We start from the raw sequence: 19127 nt of genomic DNA, 5'->3' as shown, positions 1-19127 counted from the left end.
TGAGTATATTACCTCCCATTTTCCAGTATTTGTCATGCAATTGGGCGCACTTATCYTATAATCGCAGGTAATGGCTCTTTGGCAATTTGTTCCATTGTTAGTTTGCACAATCGCTTGAAGTTGACTAATGTTGCTATCAGAYATGCTTGAAGTTTAACTTTGACTTGGCCAATGTATCTGGCTTTTCGCAAACCATATCTCACCATTTCTGATTGTTTGCGTTCTATTTTATAGCGACCGGAATAGGCCTCTTTAAATTCTTCAGTCTTTTGAAAAGCCCAGGCAGCTTGTAGTTGTTTTTCGTAAGGGTGTACAGTTACAATTCGTCTGTTCTGCTTACTCTTTGTACATTCAGTTTTAAAAGGGCAATTACCGCATTGTTTTTCACTAAATGCAAAGGCTTTAAGTTTACCTGCTCTACTGTATCGTTTTTCTTTAGCAATTTTTCCTGCGGGGCACTGACATGTCTCACTTTCCAGGTCAATATTAAAAGCAGATTTAGGAAAACAACCGGGTCTTTGTGGTTCGGCTGGAGCAGGGGCAATTACTTTAATTTGTTTATCTTCCATTGCAGCCCGTACTTGTCCGGTACCATAGGCAGTATCACCCATAATAGTTTCCGGTTGCTGTTCTTTAGGTTGTGCATCTATTAACTTGGTCGCAGCTTCGGAATCATGCTGGTTACCAGGGGTTACTTCTACGGCAGTAATAAATTCACTTTCTTCTTCCATTACCGTATGTGTTTTGTATCCGTCAAAAAGACGGGAACTGGATTTGCGCCCATGGCGCATCTCCGGATCACTGGTTGAGATTATTCGGTCTTTAGCAACTCCTTGTTTAATAATAACTGTACCATCATCCTGCCGTTGGATATCCTGCTCAACGATCTTAGAAAGAATTTCTTTTAATTGTTGTTCCTTTGGGCTAAGTTTCTGACTTCCAATGGCAGAAAGCAGCTTTTCTGCATCACTTATCAGGTCATTTAATAATTGGTTGCGTTCTTCTGGGTTGTTCCAGTCAATCTTAGGCTTGCTGTCATCTTGATAGTTAAGCTTCAATGGYTCTTTTACAATTTCAACGATATTGATATGTTTTTGGAGTTCTTGAATGAGTTTGTAAATAGATTTTCTAATTAAGGTATAAGTATCTTGAACTGCACCTGCGCCCAGGGTGCAGGTTGAATCAATTATCTGTCTAACCGAATTTTGAGGGATTAGTTTTCTTTCGGCAGCTTTCTCCAGTATTTTTTGAAAAACTTCCTGCTCTTTTTTATTCTGAAGAAGACGGTCACGAAAGTTAGACAGCGTGCKATGGTCAAAGCCGGACTCTCCTATAGGTAAATGAAGTGCAACTTTCCAACGCAGATCGTATAAAGCTCGCTCTTCTGCCTGCCGGTCTGACACATTTTCATAAAACTGGAGTAATAAAACTTTGGTTAGCATGGCCGGAGAGGYAGCAGGACGCCCCTTATGGGAGTATGCAGAAGAAAAAGTTCGTCGGAAAATATGTCATCAGCTTCAGCAAGGGCATAATAGATGCTGTTTTCAGAAACAAGGGGTCTGTTACTCCATTGCTCTAATACATCAATGTCGGTTATAGATAATTGACGTCCTTTTTGCTTTAACATATTAAATTAGCACTCCCTATCTGATGATAGGTATTTATTTCTACAAATATCTCTATTTTCCTTCCTGTTATGCTAAAAATATCTATTTTTGGTTATTATTGTTTGGAGTTTTTCAACAGTCTCCTAGATCTTAGTTGACATAGTGCATGTTCTGTTTGCAAAGATGCTTAGTTGGATTTATGTGTTGGGAAGGTGAGGTTAATGGCAGACTTAACACCCTTGTTTAACGTAAGGTCCGTAGCCATTATCGGGGCGTCTAACAAGCCGGGAAAAATTGGCAATGTAATTGTTAAAAACGTTATTGAAAGCGGGTTTGCCGGTAAGATTTTTCCCATTAATCCAAAGGAAACAGTAATTGAAGGACTAACCTGTTACAGCAGTGTCAGCCAGGCACCGGACAAGATCGATTTGGCCGTCGTCTGTGTGCCGGCTAAATTCTGCCCGGATGTGATGGATGAGTGCGGCAAGACGGGGACCAAGTATGCCGTGGTAATTACGGCGGGTTTTAAAGAAGTGGGTCCGGAGGGGCTGGAATTAGAGAAAAAGCTGCTCTTTATCTGCAAGAAATACGGCATTCACATGGTGGGTCCCAACTGTGTAGGAATCATGGACACCCATATTCCCTTAAACACCTCCTTTGCCGCCGGATTCCCCCTCAAGGAGACATCGCCTTTATTTCTCAAAGCGGGGCTATGCTGGTTTCCATCATGGACTGGTCCCGGTCCATCGGCCTTGGCTTCAGCCGGGTCATCAGCCTGGGAAACAAAGCAGACCTGAACGAGGCGGATTTTATCGCCGCCATGGCCGACGACCCGCTCACCAAAGTAATTCTCTGCTATATTGAAGATGTACATAACGGCAGGTATTTTCTGGATGTGGCCAGCCAGGCCACCAAGAAAAAACCGGTCATTGTTCTAAAATCCGGTACCAGTCAAGCCGGCGCCCAGGCCGCCTCCTCCCATACCGGCGCCCTGGCGGGCAGCGACCTGGCCTATGAAACGGCCTTTACCCATGCAGGCATTCTGCGGGCCCATACCATGACGGAATTGTTTGACCTTGCCACCTGCTTTTCCTACCAGCCCCTGCCCAAGGGGGACCGGGTGGCCATTGTCACCAATGCCGGGGGACCCGGCATTGTGGCCTCGGATGCCATTGAAAATGCCGGCTTGACCATGGCGCGCTTTGAAAAGGATACACTGGATGCCCTGCGGGCCAATCTTCCTGCGGTAGCCAATATTTATAATCCCGTTGACGTGATCGGCGATGCCGGGGCGGACCGTTACGCCTTTGCCCTGGAAGCGGTCATAAAGGACCCCCACGTGGACAGTGTGGTTGTTCTGGTCTGCCCCACCGCCGTCACCGACCCTGTAAGTATTGCTCTAAAGATTATCGAACTGCATGAGAAATATCCTGATAAACCGCTTTTAACAGCCTATATGGGCGGGGTTGCCTTAGCCGAAGGGGTTAAGATTCTGAATCAGGCAAAAATTCCTGTCTTTACCTTCCCGGAATCGGCCATTCAGTCCATTGCCGGCATGGTAAATTACGTGCGCCGGGCGGACACTCCTGTGGGGGGAGAAGAAATCCTTTTTGACGATATCAACCCCAATAAAGTCAAAGCCATCTTCTATGACGTGATCCGTGACCGCCGCAGCGTTCTGCTGGGCAGCGAAGCTGCCGCCGTGGCCGAAGCCTACGGCATTTCCACCGCCCCGGTGAGGCTTGCCATTTCACCGGATGAAGCGGTTGCCCTGGCTGAATCCACGGGGTACCCGGTGGTGCTGAAAGTGGCCTCCCCGAAAATCATGCACAAAACCGATGTGGGCGGGGTCAAGATTGGTTTGAACAGCGCTGAAGAGGTCCGCAACGGGTTCATCGAGATTATGGAAAATGTGCAGCGCTATTTGCCCGATGTCGTACCCTACGGCATTGAAGTCAGCAAGATGATGCCAAAGGGTATCGAACTGATTGTCGGTATGACACGGGACATGCAGTTTGGGCCTTTGATCGCCTTTGGTCTGGGCGGCATTTATGTAAACCTCTTGAAGGACGTTTCCTTCCGCCTGGCCAAAGGAATTACCCACACCGAAATTGCCGCCATGATTGAGGAGACCAAGGCTTCTACCCTGCTGCGGGGCTACCGCGGGGATAAACCCGCCGATATGATGAGCATCATTGATATGGTGGCCAGGGCGGCCAAGTTAATTTTAGACTTTGAAGAAATCAGTGAATTGGATATCAACCCGGTATTCGCCTATCCCGACGGATACTCGGCCCTGGATATTAAAATTACCATCAAGCTGTAAGGCATTCCTTTAAATACTTTAAATAGGTGAGGTGTTACCAGTGAAAAACCTGTACATTATGGGTTCCGCAGGCAGTGGTAAAACAGCCATGGCAGTAGGATTGGCCTTAAAATTCAAACAGGAAGGACGTAAAGTGGCTTATTTTAAGCCGGTGGGAACCTCCGCCGCGGCCGGCAAAGCGGATGAAGATGCAATATTGATGAAAGAATTATTAACCATGGAAGCATCCCTTGAAGTCATCGTGCCAACCATGGCCAGTCCCTTTTACCTGTCCCGGGGCAACCGTTCTGCCGAAATGCTGGAGACCATCAAGAAAGCCTATCAAGAAGTTTCCCGTAATACTGATCTGGTGATCATTGACAGTGCAATTTTTCCGTATATTATGGGTACCATTGGCCTGGATGCACCTTCCCTGGCGCTGGAACTTAACGCCAGCGCGCTCTATTTAATCAATGCAAAAAATGACTACAGCCTGGATCAAGCCATATTTTTTAACCAATACATTCAATACAAGGGCGTACCGGTACTGGGCAATATCTTCACCCACGTGCCCAGGCCCATACAAGCCAAAATTGAAGGGGTCTACAAGCCCCTGTTAGACAACCTTGGTTTCCGCACCCTGGGGATCGTTCCCAAAGTAAGAGAGTTGTCTGCCCCTTCGGTTGCCCAGGTTTACGAGCTGCTGGGCGGGGAACTGTTGACCGGGGAGCAAAACCTGGATCTGCTGGTGGAAGACATTATGGTGGGTGCCATGACCATCGAAAGCGCCCTTGGTTATATGCGGCGCTCCAACAACAAAATCTTCATTATCGGCGGCGACCGGGCGGACATGGCCCTGGCAGCCCTGGAAACCAGCACCTCTGCCATCATCCTGACGGGCGGTCTTTACCCCGATGTAAAGGTTATCAGCCGGGCCATAGAAAAGGGTGTGCCGGTACTGATGGTCCATTACGATACGTACACTGCCATTGAGAAACTGAGCGAACTCTCCGGCCGGATTACCGCCAATAATAAAGAAAGTATCAGCAAAGCCGTTGAAAATGCGGAACGTTATTGTGACTGGAAAGGCATTTTAAACAGCCTTGTGTAAACCAAAAGGATGGTGAGTCAACTCACCATCCCTTTTGGTTTCGGGGTCCGACCCCTTTTGGCATCTTTTGGAAAACAGAAAAACCGGAGAAATTCTCCGGTTGATCAACCGACTGATTACTTTCTCAGTTCATTTCTACCCTGTTGAATCTCATGTAACATTTTGCCCAGTTTTTCTTCCAGGGACTGTAGAATTTCATCGGCGTATTCCCGGGCACCCTGGCGAATTTGGGCAGACACCTCTTCCGACTTTTTAATGGTCTCCTGGGCTATTTTCTCTGCTTTCTTTACAATTTCGTGATCTTCGGCCCTTTGCTCAATTTCACGGGCCACATCCTCCAACATCCGTTGGGCTTCTTTTTTGGATTCAGAGAGTACCTTATCCCTTTCCTTCACCAGCCATTTTGCCTGGCGAACTTCTTCGGGAAGGGAGGTGCGAATGCGGTCCAGGTAGTCCAGAACCCTGTTCTCATCTACCATGATCCGCTTGGTCATCGGCACCTTGGGGCTCTCCTCAATGAGTTCCTCCAGCTCATTCAGGATATTAAAGAGCTCCACTTTTTTTATCCCTCCTTGGTTATTTACCATAGCCAAACTTTTCTTTTAACTTTACAGCCACCAGATCCGGTACCATCGCGCTCAGGCAGCCGTCATAGGATGCCACTTCCTTCACCGTGGATGAACTGATGAATGAGTATTCCGCCCGGGTCATCAGGTAGACCGTTTCCAACTGCGGCGCCAATTTCTTGTTGGTGAGGGCAAATACAAATTCACTCTCAAAATCGGTGATGGCCCTCAGTCCCCGAACAATGGCATTAGCCCCTTGTTTTAGGGCATAATTAACCGTCAAACCGTCATAGGAGTCCACGATAATATTGGGATATTTCTCTAACACAGATTCCAGTATTTGAACCCGCTCGTCCACCGTAAAAAGGGGTTTGATTTTTTGTGGGTTCCTGGCCACTGCTACAATCAGTCGATCAAAGAATCCGGCAGATCGTTCGATAATATCCAGGTGCCCGTTGGTCACGGGATCGAAACTACCGGGATAAATACCAATTCGCATTGTTTTTCCCCCTCAGGTGTCGAACCTGTAAAATGTCAGCGCTGTATCTCCATACCGCTCCCGCCGGTAGGCCTTCAAACTTCCCACCTGGTCCGGCGGCAGGTCTGCCCGATCGCTTTCCACCACCAGTGTGCCGCACCTAGTAAGGAGTTCCTGTTCCAATACCTTTTCCATGGTGGGTTCCTCAAACCCTTTTTTATAGGGAGGGTCAATAAAGATTAGATCAAAGGATTCCTTTTTTTGCCCAGCACCTGGAGCGCCTTTACAACATCCAGGGCGAGGATTTCCGCCTGATCCAACAACCCACACAGTCTCAGGTTGTCGTGAATGATCCTGGCGGTATTGCGGTCCTTCTCCACCAGCACGGCTTTCTCCGCGCCACGGCTGAGGGCTTCGATTCCCACAGCGCCGGTGCCGCTGAACAAATCTAAAAAACGGCTGCCCGCTACCAGGGATGACAGAATATTGAAGAGGGCCTCCCGGACCCTGTCAGCAGTAGGTCTGGTGGACATCCCCCTGGGGCTTTTTAAATTTCTTCCCCTGGCGGACCCGGCTATGATGCGCAATCCCTGAGATTCCTTTCCTTAATTGGTCTCTGTTGCCTTAACTTTCCTTATTATAGCATACCACGTGAAAATCGATTTTTTACATTTGACACAGGTTTTGTATAAATTGCCCCTGGAAAGAACAGGATATAGTCGATGTCTTTTCCACCTCATTTACCAATAAAAGGGGAGGTTTGTTCAGTGGATCTTAAGTTTTTCAAGAACAACCATATAAGCGTCGACCTGGCGGTGGAGGCCCGTGAAATTGTACGGGGGCAAACGGGCCAGGAAATTCCGGGGTGTATCATGGACAAAGAAACCTATGATAACGCTACGGTAACCATTGTGCGCATCGTGGAAAAATATGCGGAAGAAATTATGGGCAAACCCCAGGGAACCTATGTGACCATTGAAGCCCCGGTGATCCGGGAGAACAACCGGCAGGCCCACCAGGATGTGGCGGAGGTTCTCGGCAAGCAGTTGGCCGCCCTGTTTAATCTGCCGGAACACGCCAATGTGCTGGTGGTCGGCTGGGCAACTGGAACGCCACGCCGGATGCCCTGGGACCCAAGGTGGTTGGCATGACCCTGGTAACCCGGCATATGTATAATTACGCGCCTCAGGAGATCCGGGGCGGTATGCGTTCGGTCAGCGCCCTGTCCCCGGGTGTCCTTGGTTTGACAGGAATTGAGACCGCTGAGATCATCAAGGGAGTGGTGGACAAGATCCAACCCGAATTGGTCGTTGCGGTGGACGCCCTGGCTTCCCGGTCGGTGGAACGCATCGGCACCACCATCCAACTGGCGGATACCGGTATCGCACCCGGTTCAGGGGTAGGAAACAAGCGGGCCGGTATCAACAAAGAGTCCATGGGTGTGCCTGTCATCGCCATCGGGGTTCCCACCGTTGTGCCGGCCGCCATTATCGCCGGTGAAACTTTAGACCGCCTGTTGGAGCAAACCAAAAACAATCCTCAATTACAGGCGATTTATCAAAACATGAATTCCGATGCTTTTCAGCCATTGTCAACGCCGTCTTGCAGCCCTATACCTCCGGGCAGCTGATGGTCACGCCTAAGGAAATCGACGCGTTGATTCAGAATACGGCCAAAATCATTGCCGGAGGTATTTCTTTGGCCCTGCACCCGTCGATCAGCGCGGAAGAATACAGTCTCTATTTACATTGATACTTAAACTCCCGGGTTAAATTGGACCTCATTGCCGTGATCGGTTTTCGTCAGTGTATCTGCACCGGTGGTGGGCTGGGTCAAGCCGACCTTATTGCCCTCGTCCACAAAACCGATTTCCTGCCCCACCTCAAACCGGAGGCCGTCATTGGCCCTTTGTCTTAACAGGGGATCCTTTTCATTTTTGTTGTTTGGCATTTGTCATCACTCCTCGAACATATTGTTTGTTCAGGACTATCTGACATACCAAGCAAATTCTAACAGAAAGGCGTGGCTTCGCTGCCACGCCTTAACTTATATCACTGTATTTGACGAAATCGGGAAAACGCCGGGCGAACTGCTCAAAAAGCTGCTTGTTTTGCGACTGCCGCAAATCGGGATCATCCTTCAGCAGCAGTTCGGCTTCTTTCCTGGCTTGTTCAATTTCCCGGCTGTCCCGCACCAGATTGGCCATTTTGAAATCGGGCAGCCCGGACTGCCGGGTGCCGAAAAATTCACCGGGACCCCGGAGTTTCAGGTCTTCCTCCGCCAGCGCAAAACCGTCCTGGGTGCGGCACATGGCGGCCAGTCGCTCTTTCGCCTCTTTGGTGGCGGGATCTCCGACCATGATGCAGTAGGACTGGTGGCTTCCCCGGCCCACCCTGCCCCGCAGCTGGTGCAGTTGGGCCAGGCCAAATCTCTGGGCGTCCCAGATGACCATCACCGTGGCGTTGGGCACATCCACCCCCACCTCGATGACGGTAGTGGAAATCAATACATCGATGTCACCCCGGCGAAACCCGTCCATGACGGTTTCCTTGTCCGCAGACTTCATCCTGCCATGCAGCAGCCCGACGGTATAGCCCGGCAGCGCTTTTTTGAGCCTTTCATACAAATCAATGGCCGCCTGGGTATCTATTTTCTCGGATTCCTCCACCAGGGGGCACACCACATAGGCCTGGCGGCCCTGGTCCGCCTGCTGTTTGATCAGTCCCACGGCCTTGCCCGCCTGGGCCAGGCTGAGCAGGTGGGTTTTGATGCTTTGCCTGCCCGGCGGCATGGTATCAATCACGGACACATCCAGATCGCCATACAGGGTTAGAGCCAGGGTCCGGGGAATGGGCGTGGCGGTCATCACCAGCACATCCGGCGTAACGCCTTTGTCCTGCAGGGCTGCCCGCTGGCGAACACCAAAACGGTGCTGTTCATCCACAACCACCAGGGCAAGGTTCTTAAATTCAACTTCCCCCTGAATAAGGCATGGGTGCCGATGACGACCTGCATCTCTCCGCCGGCCACTGCTTCCAACACCTGTTTCCTGCCCCGCCGGGTGCTGCCCGTCAGCAGCGCCACCTGAATGCCCAGGGGTGCCAGAAGATCCATAATGCTTCTGGCGTGCTGTTCAGCCAGCAGTTCGGTGGGCGCCATCAGGGCGCTCTGCAGGCCGGAACCGGCGGCCTTGCACAGGGCCAGAGCCGCCACCACGGTTTTACCCGCTCCCACATCCCCCTGCAGCAGGCGGTTCATGGGGTAGGGACCCAGCAGATCCGATTCGATCTCCTGCCAGACCCTTTGCTGGGCAGCGGTTAACCGGAACGGAAGATTATTTAAAAGCAACCCGCTCAAGGTTTCCTCCACATATGTATGGTTCTTGGCTTTGCGGGTGTTGCGGCTCCTTTGCAAACCCAATCCCAATTGGAACAGGAACAGTTCTTCCAGAATAAATCTTTTCCTGGCCCTTTCACAGGAAGACTGACTTTGGGGAAAGTGAATCTCCTGCAGAGCCTCCGGCAGGCAGGGCAGGTTATGGCGGTCCAACAGGCTGTCGGGCAAAAATTCCTGCACCCGGGGGCCCACCTGATCCAGAGTTGCTTTCAGGGCGGTTCGCAGGAAACGCTGGCTGATGCTTTCGGCTAAGGGGTAAATGGGCACAATTCTGCCGCTGTGCAGCCCTTCATCTCCCTCTAAACATTCATGATCGGTGACCTGTACCTGCAACACCCCGAAACCCCTCTCCACTTTGCCGGTGATGAGAAGCTTTTTGCCGGGTGGGTACTGTCTTCGAATATAGGGCTGGTTGAACCACACGGCATAAAAGGTGCCGCCGCCTTCTTGAAGGGCCAGTTTGGTAATGGTTAAACCCCGCCGGGGCTTTGTTTCCTGGCTGGCGATCACCGTTCCCTTCACGGTGGCAATCTCCCCGTGGGCAAAGGTATGGACCGGGCGTATCATGCTTCTGTCCTGGTATTCCCTGGGAAAATGATAGAGCAGGTCCCAAATCGAAAAGATGCCCAATCGTTCTAGCTGTTTGGCCCTCTGGGGACCTACTCCTTTAAGGAACTGTACCGGTTTGCTCAAGTCGATCATGGACAATCACCAGTTTCAAAACATATGTTCCATTATAGCATGGGCTCAATTTCCATGGGTAGCAAGAATTCATAAATTTTCGTTTGATTTTAGTTTTATTTGTGGTATACTAACCTAGTGAGATTATTGCAAAGTGATTTATGACATCGGTATTGTGTCATTAAAGGAGGTGTAACAATGGCCAAGTGCGCGATTTGTGACAAAGGCGTTACCGTTGGCATTAAGTTAAGCCACTCCCACATCCGGACCAAGCGGACCTGGAACCCCAACTTACAAAGGGTAAAAGCCATCGTAGACGGTTCCCCCAAGCGGATTATGGTTTGCACCCGTTGCCTCCGGAGTGGAAAAGTTCAGCGGGCAATCTAGTTACACTCCTTCTTAATAAACAAGTCCTTTAAACGGCCTCTGGCCGTTTTTGTTTTTTACGCAGGGTCTGCCCCTCGACGGCACCATAGTAAAGCACCCGAAGATTTTACTCCCGGGTGCTTTACTGTTTTATTTAAAAAGCTTTCATTAGATTGGCCATTTCAATGGCGGTGTTGGCGGCTTCCCAACCCTTATTGCCGGCTTTGGTACCGGCCCGCTCAATGGCCTGTTCAATGGTGTCCACGGTAAGAATGCCAAAGATGACGGGTAAATTAGCGTCCAATCCCACCTTGGCGACCCCTTTGGAAACCTCGGCTGCTACATAGTCAAAGTGCGGTGTGGCGCCCCGGATGATGGCTCCCAGGCAGATCACCCCGTTATAACGGCCAAGACCGGCCATTTTTTTGGCCACCAGCGGAATTTCAAAGGCGCCGGGAACCCAGGCAATGTCAACGTCCTGCTCCTCTACCCCGTGGCGTTTCAATGCATCCAGGGCACCGCTCAATAATTTGTTGGTGATGAATTCATTAAAACGTCCTACCACGATGCCAAATTTTAATCCTTGTCCCAGCAAATGACCTTCAAAGACTCTATGCATAAATTTGCCCCCCTGTAAGTATTAAATTTCATTACTCGTTTACCGGTTTTTTGGCCCCTTCATCCATGGTCAGCAGGTGTCCTAGTTTGCATTTCTTGGTGCTCAGGTACTTTTCGTTGGTTGTGCCGGCAGGGATTTCAATGGGCACCCGGTCCACCACTTCCAGACCGTACCCTTCTAGCCCCGCAATCTTGCGGGGGTTATTGGTCAGCAGCCGGATTTTGCTGAGGCCCAGGTCGGCCAAAATCTGGGCGCCGATGCCGTAGTCCCTGAGGTCCGCCGGGAAACCCAGAGCCAGGTTGGCTTCCACGGTATCGGCCCCCATATCCTGCAGCTTATAGGCTTTAATCTTATTCATCAGACCAATGCCCCGGCCCTCCTGCCTCATGTACAGGAGCACACCCACGCCTTCCTTCTCAATGGTCTGCATGGCCCGGGCCAACTGGTCCCCGCAGTCACAGCGGCAGGAACCAAAGACATCGCCGGTCAGGCACTCGGAGTGTACCCGCACCAGTGGAGCCTCAACGCTGGAAAGGTCCCCTTTCACCAGGGCGATATGTCCTTTGCCGTCAATCAAACTTTCATAACCCACAGCGGTAAATTCACCGTATTTGGTGGGCATTTTGGCCGTTTCAACTCTTTTTACAAATTTTTCATGATGACGGCGGTATTTAATAAGATCTGCAATGGTGACTAATTTCAGGTTGTGGGCCTTGCAAAACTCGATCAGCTCGGGCACCCTGGCCATGGTGCCGTCGTCCTTCATGATTTCACAGATAACACCGGCGGATTTCAAACCGGCCAGCCTGGCCAGATCCACTGCAGCCTCGGTATGGCCGGATCTTACCAGCACCCCGCCCTCTTTGGCCCGCAGGGGGAAGATATGTCCCGGGCGGCGCAAATCTTCGGGTTTGGTCCGGGGGTCCAATATTTTCTGGATAGTAAAGGCCCTTTCCACAGCCGAAATACCGGTGGTGCACTCCTTAGCGTCCACTGACACGGTAAAGGCAGTGCCATGGGGGTCGGTGTTGTTGGTCACCATGGCAGGCAAGTTTAATTCATCCAGCCGCTCGCCGTAAATCGGCATGCAGATTAATCCACGGCCATGGATGGCCATGAAGTTGATGGCTTCTGTGGTGGCCTTTTCCGCGGCCATCACCAGGTCGCCCTCGTTCTCCCTGTCCTCATCGTCCACCACAACGATGATTTTGCCGGCTCGAATATCTTCAATGGCCTCTTCTATGGAGTTAAACTTGAATGTCATGTCCCGTTCCTCCTTATAAAAATCCGTTGGCGGATAAGAATTCCAGGTTCAGCTTGCTGTTTTTGTTCGGCTGCTCCTCCCTGCCCTGCAGCAGGCGCTCGATGTACTTGCCCAGAATATCGGCCTCCAGATTCACGGTTTCCCCGATTTTTTTGCTTCCCAGCACGGTGGCATGGGCGGTGTGGGGAATGAGAGAAACCTGAAACTTATCCTGATCAAAGTCCACTACCGTCAGGCTGGTGCCGTCGATGGCCACCGAGCCCTTTTTAATGATGTATTTCATAACCTGGGGGGGCGCCTGAACGGTGACCACCGTGGCAATATCATACTTCTCCAATGCGGCGATGGTTCCCACCCCGTCCACGTGGCCGGATACCAGGTGGCCGCCCAACCGGTCACCCAGCCGCAGAGCCCGCTCCAAATTAACTTTGCTGCCCGGTCTGAGGTCCCTTAAATTGGTCTTAGCCAGGGTTTCTGCCATGACATACGCTGTGAAGGCCCCTTCCCCAAAGGTGGTAACGGTCAGGCAAACGCCGTTTACCGCAATGCTGTCGCCAATCCTCACATCTTCCAGGACCCTGGAACCAAGGATGTGCAGTTTGGCCGAATCCGGGCCCTTGGATATGCCCCTGATGGTGCCGATTTCCTCAACTATTCCGGTAAAGATATTCTGCCACCCCTTTCTGAGGTATATCCTGTGACGAAAATGTCTTCTCCCAACTTCTCGATGGACAAATCATATAATTTGATTGCATCCTGCAGAGAGGCGATGCCTTCTCCCCTGACCGGTCCCGGCGCCCCGTCCCCGCCGATGATTTTGGGTGCCATGAACCAGGCCACCTTATCCACGATGCCGGCGGTCAGGGCTGCGCCGTTGACCTGGCCGCCCCCCTCGATCAACACGCTGGTGATTTGTTTCTCACCCAGCATTTCCATCAATTTAACAAGATCGACCCGGGGGCCTTCCCCGGGAACCACCAGCACTTCCGCTCCGGCAGCCATTAAACCGGCCCGGCGTTCCGCCGGAGCCGCCCCGGTGGTGGCGATAATTGTATGGGCGGCGGACAGCTGGGTCAGCACCTTCGACGCGGTCGGGGTGCGGGCGCTGCTGTCGACAATAATCCGAATGGGATCCTTTCCCCGGCCCTCGGGCAGCCGGGCGGTAAGGGAAGGGTCATCTGCCAGAACGGTGTTGACGCCCACCAGGATGGCATCGTAACTGTCCCGTAAGCGGTGCCCGAATTCCCTGGCTGCTTCGCCGGTAATCCATTTGGATTCCCCGCTGGCGGTGGCAATTTTGCCGTCCAGGCTGGTGGCGGCCTTCAGCACCACAAAGGGCCGCCTGCTGGTGATATACTTAATAAAGACTTCATTCAACTGAACGGCTTCCTCTTCCAGGACGCCGGATGTAACTTCCACGCCTGCTTCCCGTAAGATAGTCAATCCCTTGCCGGCCACCAGGGGATTGGGGTCGGTCATGGCCGCCACCACTTTTTTTACCCCGGCTTTTAGCAGCGCCTCGGTGCAGGGACCGGTCCTGCCGTGATGGCAGCAGGTTCCAGCGTTACATAGGCGGTGGCGCCCCTGGCCTTTTCCCCGGCATCCGCCAGCGCCACCACTTCGGCGTGGGCGCCGCCTGCTTTGGCATGAAACCCCTTCCCTACCACTTCACCGTCCTTCACCAGAACGGCCCCCACCATGGGGTTGGGACTGGTACGTCCCCTGGCTTTGGCCGCCAGCTCAAGGGCCATCTGCATGTAATGTCTGTCCTGATCCACTGACTTCATCTCCCGAACGAAAAAAAGTAAAACCCTGGAAAACCCCAGGGTAAAAGGCAAAAGGATAAAGACCCAACAAAAAAGACATTTTTTTGCCGGGTTGATCTTACCTTCTCCCATCCAGACTTTCACTGTCGGCTCCGGCTTTTCACCGGATCTGCCCCTAGGGGGCTCGCGGGCTCGGCCCAGGCCATACCGCCGGTAAGGAATTACACCTATCCCTGAAGGTCCTGCTTATTTAACTAAGTCCATTATATTCCTCTGTTTGTTCGTATGTCAATCTTCAAATAAATTGACAAACAATTGCCACAAATCGAACCGGCACCTTTAGTGTCACCACTTTTTTTGAAAAAATGTAGTGACACTAAAACCCCGGTCGTGGTTCCTGGAAAGCCTCGCTTCTGTTAGCGGGGCTATTTATTTGGGTTGGATAAAGTTGTCAGGGGGATGGTGAATTTCTTTCTGTTACGGCCGGAACGAGAAAGAGTTGACCACCGAATACAAATACAATGACATTATTCTCTGGGATCAAGCCGGCGAAAACGTCATTACACTGCAGATGGATAAAGAAAAGATTATCGCTATCAAAGTGCTCCCCGTAAATAAAATCTGGTAAGTGCTAAAAGGTCCACCCCGTACAAAGGGTGGACCTTTTTAATCCTTAACCTGGGGACAGTTTACCGTCATGTCCGGGACTATCTGGAACAACCTTCTTTGCAGTGGGCTACTTCCCGCAGCATCCAGTGTTTGGTAAACATATGCTTCACCTCCGGTGACAGTTTATTTTTCCTCCTTGAGGTAATTATATGGTATAAACCTTACATTATGAATAACGAAATCTTATATTTGTCTTACAATGTATTTCCTAAAGAGTAAAAAACCACAAATCAAAATAATCTGTGGTTTTTACTTTTATTTAAGCAGTTCCCTGGTCTCTCTGGCAATCATTAATTCCTCATTGGTGGGAACCACCATGGCTGCAAAGGGAGCGCCGGGTTTGCTGAGGATGACTTCCTTGCCGCGGCTGTTGTTTTTCTCCTCGTCAATTTGCAGGCCGGTATAGGCTAAGCCCTTTAATACCCTATCTCTCATATCCTTGGAGTTTTCGCCGATGCCGCCGGTGAAGACCACTGCATCAAGACCGCCCAGGGCAGCGGTATAAGCACCGATGTATTTGATGATGCTATAGGCAAACATGCTTAAGGCCAGTTCGGCTCTTTTATTGCCTTGTTCGGCGGCTTGTTCTAAATCTCTGAAATCGCTGCTGAGGCCAGATACGCCCAGTATACCGCTCTTCTTGTTTAAAACATCGTTAACTTCACCCACACTCAGGTTTTCCTTCTCCATTAAGAAGGGGACAATGGCCGGGTCGATATCCCCGGTGCGGGTTCCCATGGGCAGGCCCGGCAGGGGCGTAAAGCCCATGGTGGTATCAATGGAAACACCGTTGCCCACGGCAGAAATACTGGAACCGTTGCCCAGGTGACAAACGATAATCTTTAATTCCTCAACGGATTTGCCTAAAATTTCAGCGGCCCGTCGGGATACGAACTTGTGAGAAATGCCGTGGAACCCGTACCTGCGGATTTTATACTTCTCGTAGTACTCGTAAGGGATGGCGTAGGTATAGGCATGTTTGGGCATGGTTGAATGAAAGGCGGTATCAAACACTGCCACCTGGGCTGCATGGGGCATCAATTCCTGACAGGTTTTAATACCCACAATGTTCGGCGGGTTGTGCAGAGGCGCCAGCTCAGACATCTCTTCCAACACCTTGATCAACTCTTCATCAATAACCACGGACTTGTTAAACTTTTCTCCGCCGTGTACAACCCGGTGGCCCACCGCTTTGATCTCAGAAGTGTCACTGATGGCGCCGTATTTGGCGTCGGTAACACATTTCAGAATGGATTCCAAGGCTACCTTATGATTGGGTAAGTCCTGTTCCAGGACCAGTTCTTCACCCCGATGGGACTCCTGCTTAATTCTGGAACCGACAATACCAATTCTTTCCGATAAACCCGAAAGAAGTACGGTTTCTTGCTGCATGTCCATCAGTTTGTATTTGATCGATGAGCTGCCGCAGTTAACAACTAGGATTAACAAAGGTTTTCCCCCTTTTATGTCAATACATTTGCGCCGTTTATCTTACCAGTTCGGAGATGTGTCCGTGAATCTTATAGGCGTACACGGTATCGCCGTTTCTTAAACCCACTGCGTTTCCTTCATCGGTATCTACGTGCATTTCCAGTTTATGACTATCGCCTACACGAACCAGCACGTCGCCAAAGATAATGCCTCTGGGTCCCTTGGCCCTTACATAAATCCTGTCCCCGTCCTCCAGGCCGTATTTCTCAGCATCAGAAGTATGCATATGAATGTGACGGGCGGCAATGATAGCCCCTTCTTTTAAGGTAACGGAACCTACAGGTCCCACTAAAGTAACCGAAGCAGAACCGGATAAATCACCGGAGTCCCGCAGGGGAGCCTTAATGCCTAACTTGAAACAATCGGAAATGGACAGTTCCACCTGGCTTTGCTTACGCTCGGGTCCCAGAACACGTACTTTTTCGATAACACCTTTGGGACCTACCACTGTTACAGTCTCTTCAGCGGCAAATTGACCGGGCTGGGACAGGTCCTTAAAAGGTTTCAATTCATAGCCGGCGCCAAATAAGGTGTCAACATCCTCGCGGGTGAGGTGCACATGGCGGGCAGAGATGCCCACGGTCACAGGGATCGGGATAATTTCATCCGGATTTACTTGGGTAGGGAGGTCTTGCGCATTTGTCATCTTTTCACACTTCCTTTTAGTAATTTTTAATGTAGTTTTTAACACAATAAACTTTAATTAATGACTAAAAAAGTTTAATACAACATCACAAACAAGTCCGAAAAATTCCTATAGACATTTCTTCTTTATAATATAGGTTTTGTACTTCAGAACCAAAAGAAACAGAAATATTCTTCTTTCAATTACAAAGCTTCCCTCATCGGTATGATGGTATTGCCTGTATTTTGCTGGCAATCTTTTGTTACTTGTGGGATAAATAACGAGCAGAATGCAAAACAAATTGTATACACTTTTACTCAAACTGATTGTAAACAGTTTCTTGCATGTTTTCAAGTAAAATTATTGATTTGCTTTTCTGACTTTTTTCTGCTTTAGTAACACCAATTTTTTTAGTTTTTCTCACTATTACATCCCGGTAATCCTTAACTTCAAACCCGTAAAGGGTTGCCACCTCAAAGAGAAATTTTATCTTTAATGAGCGGCATAGATAAAGGTAAACATTTTTTATATACTGATAAATCATGATGGTCAAATATAGCGTTATCACCTTGAAAAAAGCCTGTATCTCTCCTTCCCCGCAAAAAATTAAAAACCTATGGTGGCTAAAGATGTCAAGACATTTTTTTGAACTTGTTTAAGGTGGTTTTTCTCCCTCCTTTGTGTATTTTATAAGAAAAATATTACCATTAAAACCATTTATTAACTGGTAATTAAGTAAATTTTTCCCATGCAATACTACTGCAAAAGAAAGTTGACCATAAATGTTGATAACTTTTCCTTCCACCACTAATGTACCGATATTTCACGCACCCGTTCCAGTCATGGGCTTGCGGCCGCCAGGGAATTTAAGGTCGGTAGGAAGCTTTGGGCCTGCAGAGCAGCTTAGGTTATACTGGTCGGAGGAGGTGGACACCAGAGTGGACRATATMCAGCATAATCCCCAGAATGATAGACACAAATTATTACTGAAAGTCTTTCAAGGTATAATTGCCGAAGTAAACTTCGGCCGGAGTCAAGTTTTTCAATGCTTGATGTGGCCTGTAGTTGTTGTATTTTTCAAAGAACTTTGCGAGACCGAGACGGGCTTCACGGGGGCTTGTATAGTCGTTTATGTAGACCTCCTGGTACTTGACTGTACGCCAGAGTCTCTCGGTAAAAATGTTGTCCATAGCTCGACCTCGCCCGTCCATGCTGATTTTGATCTCGTTGCCCAGTAATACAGTGGTRTATCGTTGACTGGTAAACTGGCTTCCTTGGTCACTGTTTGCGATCTCGGGTTTGCCAATTCGTAATGCCCTGTGGAGGGCTTCCAGCACAAAATCGACTTCAAGAGTGCAGTCCAGTTCCCAGGCTACTACGTACCTTGAAAACCAATCTAGGAAAGCCACCAGGTAAAGCCAGCCCTTCCTGAGGCGTATATAAGTGATATCGGTACCCCAAATGTGGTTGGGAAAGGATGCCTTAACGCCGCGGAGTAAATAGGGGTAGACTTTATGCTCGTGGTTCCGGCGGCTGAGGTTCGGCCCTGGCCTGATTGCTGATATTCCCATTTCCCGCATATACTTCTGTACCGTGGGTCTGCTGATGCTAAAGCCTTCGCGGTTCAGAATCGCTGTAATCGGACGGGAACCCATGTAGGGGTCCTCCGTGTAAATGCGGTCGATTTCATGCTTGATAGCAATTTCCATCGGCGATGGTGGTACTGGCTTGTAGTAAAGGCTCGAACGGTTTAGCGAAAGCATTTCTGCCYGAACTGTTAATGGTAGCTCRCGGTTCTCAAAATCCACAAGTTCAATTCTTTCAGCCCTCGTCCAACTTAAAGCCAGATTTTTTTTAAGCCAGTTGAGCTTAGTTGTCAACTCGCCAATCTCTGCGTATAGTTCTTGAATCTTGTTCTTTAATGTCTCTTTCTCCTTGTCACTCTTTCTACGACCATCTTCAAGAACTTCTGCCAGAGATCTTATTGCCTCTTTTTTCCATTTAAGCAATTGATTTGGATGAATCCCATACTCTGAAGCAATCTGGGATATGGTTTTCTCTTCCTTGAGAATTTCCAGTACAACCTTGGCTTTGAACTCCCCAGAATATGATTTTCTCACGGCAACGATCCACCTTAAATAAAGCTGTTTTTTTGTCTAGTTTTCTTTATCCATTATATGTCC

The 19127-nt window shown here is 49.7% G+C and carries 14 protein-coding genes, 5 pseudogenes and 1 riboswitch; of the genes and pseudogenes, 5 read left to right on the top strand and 14 right to left on the bottom strand.

Annotated elements, in window-relative coordinates:
* Positions 1–50: 50 nt before the first annotated feature.
* Positions 51–1505, bottom strand: a complete 1455-nt coding sequence (locus tag P378_RS15305) for an IS1182 family transposase (protein ID WP_274378739.1) — start codon at positions 1503–1505, stop codon at positions 51–53.
* Positions 1506–1828: 323 nt separating this feature from the next.
* Between P378_RS15305 and acs the strand changes: the two are divergent.
* Together acs and P378_RS15290 are read left to right on the top strand one after the other, a co-directional pair.
* A pseudogene (acs, locus tag P378_RS15295) lies at positions 1829–3933 on the top strand (acetate--CoA ligase alpha subunit).
* 40 nt (positions 3934–3973) lie between these two features.
* Positions 3974–5023, top strand: coding sequence for a phosphotransacetylase family protein (locus tag P378_RS15290; protein WP_099083859.1), 1050 nt, complete (start codon positions 3974–3976; stop codon positions 5021–5023).
* A gap of 116 nt (positions 5024–5139) precedes the next feature.
* Here P378_RS15290 and P378_RS15285 read toward each other — a convergent pair whose 3' ends face one another.
* From P378_RS15285 to rsmD, 3 genes and pseudogenes are all read right to left on the bottom strand, one after another.
* Positions 5140–5580 carry an ATPase gene (locus P378_RS15285; RefSeq protein ID WP_099083858.1) on the bottom strand — a complete coding sequence of 147 codons (441 nt, stop codon included), beginning with the start codon at positions 5578–5580 and terminating at the stop codon, positions 5140–5142.
* A 19-nt stretch (positions 5581–5599) separates the two neighbouring features.
* Positions 5600–6088: a pantetheine-phosphate adenylyltransferase gene (gene coaD / locus P378_RS15280; RefSeq protein WP_099083857.1), complete on the bottom strand. Its 489-nt coding sequence runs from the start codon at positions 6086–6088 to the stop codon at positions 5600–5602.
* A gap of 12 nt (positions 6089–6100) precedes the next feature.
* Positions 6101–6654, bottom strand: a pseudogene (gene rsmD, locus P378_RS15275) (16S rRNA (guanine(966)-N(2))-methyltransferase RsmD).
* A gap of 180 nt (positions 6655–6834) precedes the next feature.
* Here rsmD and gpr point away from each other — a divergent pair.
* A pseudogene (gpr, locus tag P378_RS23165) lies at positions 6835–7819 on the top strand (GPR endopeptidase).
* A gap of 3 nt (positions 7820–7822) precedes the next feature.
* Here the strand turns inward: gpr and P378_RS15265 are convergent.
* The gene (locus P378_RS15265; RefSeq protein ID WP_099083856.1) at positions 7823–8017 is read right to left on the bottom strand and encodes a hypothetical protein; all 195 of its coding nucleotides are present in this window, start codon (positions 8015–8017) and stop codon (positions 7823–7825) included.
* 91 nt (positions 8018–8108) lie between these two features.
* A pseudogene (recG, locus tag P378_RS24320) lies at positions 8109–10165 on the bottom strand (ATP-dependent DNA helicase RecG).
* Between the two features lie 177 nt (positions 10166–10342).
* Between recG and rpmB the strand changes: the two are divergent.
* Positions 10343–10531 carry a 50S ribosomal protein L28 gene (gene rpmB / locus P378_RS15255; protein WP_099083855.1) on the top strand — a complete coding sequence of 63 codons (189 nt, stop codon included), beginning with the start codon at positions 10343–10345 and terminating at the stop codon, positions 10529–10531.
* 133 nt (positions 10532–10664) lie between these two features.
* On the opposite strand, the gene ribH is transcribed toward rpmB, so the two are convergent.
* The 4 genes and pseudogenes from ribH to ribD form a co-directional block, all read right to left on the bottom strand.
* Positions 10665–11129, bottom strand: coding sequence for a 6,7-dimethyl-8-ribityllumazine synthase (gene ribH, locus P378_RS15250; protein ID WP_099083854.1), 465 nt, complete (start codon positions 11127–11129; stop codon positions 10665–10667).
* Positions 11130–11160: 31 nt separating this feature from the next.
* On the bottom strand, positions 11161–12393 hold the full coding sequence (locus P378_RS15245; protein ID WP_099083853.1) for a bifunctional 3,4-dihydroxy-2-butanone-4-phosphate synthase/GTP cyclohydrolase II: 1233 nt from the start codon (positions 12391–12393) through the stop codon (positions 11161–11163).
* Positions 12394–12406: 13 nt separating this feature from the next.
* Positions 12407–13060: a riboflavin synthase gene (locus P378_RS15240; RefSeq protein ID WP_099083852.1), complete on the bottom strand. Its 654-nt coding sequence runs from the start codon at positions 13058–13060 to the stop codon at positions 12407–12409.
* Positions 13045–14171, bottom strand: a pseudogene (gene ribD / locus P378_RS15235) (bifunctional diaminohydroxyphosphoribosylaminopyrimidine deaminase/5-amino-6-(5-phosphoribosylamino)uracil reductase RibD). Before ribD ends, P378_RS15240 begins: the two are co-directional and overlap by 16 nt.
* 104 nt (positions 14172–14275) lie before the next feature.
* A riboswitch (FMN riboswitch) is annotated at positions 14276–14404 on the bottom strand.
* Between the two features lie 254 nt (positions 14405–14658).
* Between ribD and P378_RS23160 the strand changes: the two are divergent.
* Positions 14659–14787, top strand: a complete 129-nt coding sequence (locus P378_RS23160) for a hypothetical protein (protein ID WP_274378738.1) — start codon at positions 14659–14661, stop codon at positions 14785–14787.
* Positions 14788–15083: 296 nt separating this feature from the next.
* Here P378_RS23160 and P378_RS15230 read toward each other — a convergent pair whose 3' ends face one another.
* The 4 genes from P378_RS15230 to P378_RS15215 form a co-directional block, all read right to left on the bottom strand.
* Positions 15084–16277 (bottom strand): acetate/propionate family kinase, encoded by a 1194-nt coding sequence (locus P378_RS15230; protein ID WP_099083851.1) that lies wholly within the window; start codon positions 16275–16277, stop codon positions 15084–15086.
* 37 nt (positions 16278–16314) lie between these two features.
* Positions 16315–16965 carry a phosphate propanoyltransferase gene (gene pduL / locus P378_RS15225; RefSeq protein WP_099083850.1) on the bottom strand — a complete coding sequence of 217 codons (651 nt, stop codon included), beginning with the start codon at positions 16963–16965 and terminating at the stop codon, positions 16315–16317.
* A 292-nt stretch (positions 16966–17257) separates the two neighbouring features.
* Positions 17258–17497 carry a hypothetical protein gene (locus P378_RS22190; RefSeq protein ID WP_099083849.1) on the bottom strand — a complete coding sequence of 80 codons (240 nt, stop codon included), beginning with the start codon at positions 17495–17497 and terminating at the stop codon, positions 17258–17260.
* A 430-nt stretch (positions 17498–17927) separates the two neighbouring features.
* Positions 17928–19064 (bottom strand): IS3 family transposase, encoded by a 1137-nt coding sequence (locus P378_RS15215; protein ID WP_099083848.1) that lies wholly within the window; start codon positions 19062–19064, stop codon positions 17928–17930.
* Between the last annotated feature and the right edge of the window lie 63 nt (positions 19065–19127).

It is taken from the genome of Desulforamulus profundi, assembly GCF_002607855.1.
Note: the sequence above shows the minus strand (reverse complement) of the source record. Positions and strands in the feature narration are given on the sequence as shown.

What these genes read in the sequence shown, in the direction of transcription:
- coaD (WP_099083857.1), bottom strand. Translation starts at nt 6,088, where the DNA reads ATGCGAATTGGTATTTATCCCGGTAGTTTCGATCCCGTGACCAACGGG.
- P378_RS15265 (WP_099083856.1), bottom strand. Translation starts at nt 8,017, where the DNA reads ATGCCAAACAACAAAAATGAAAAGGATCCCCTGTTAAGACAAAGGGCC.
- rpmB (WP_099083855.1), top strand. Translation starts at nt 10,343, where the DNA reads ATGGCCAAGTGCGCGATTTGTGACAAAGGCGTTACCGTTGGCATTAAG.
- ribH (WP_099083854.1), bottom strand. Translation starts at nt 11,129, where the DNA reads ATGCATAGAGTCTTTGAAGGTCATTTGCTGGGACAAGGATTAAAATTT.
- P378_RS15245 (WP_099083853.1), bottom strand. Translation starts at nt 12,393, where the DNA reads ATGACATTCAAGTTTAACTCCATAGAAGAGGCCATTGAAGATATTCGA.
- pduL (WP_099083850.1), bottom strand. Translation starts at nt 16,965, where the DNA reads ATGACAAATGCGCAAGACCTCCCTACCCAAGTAAATCCGGATGAAATT.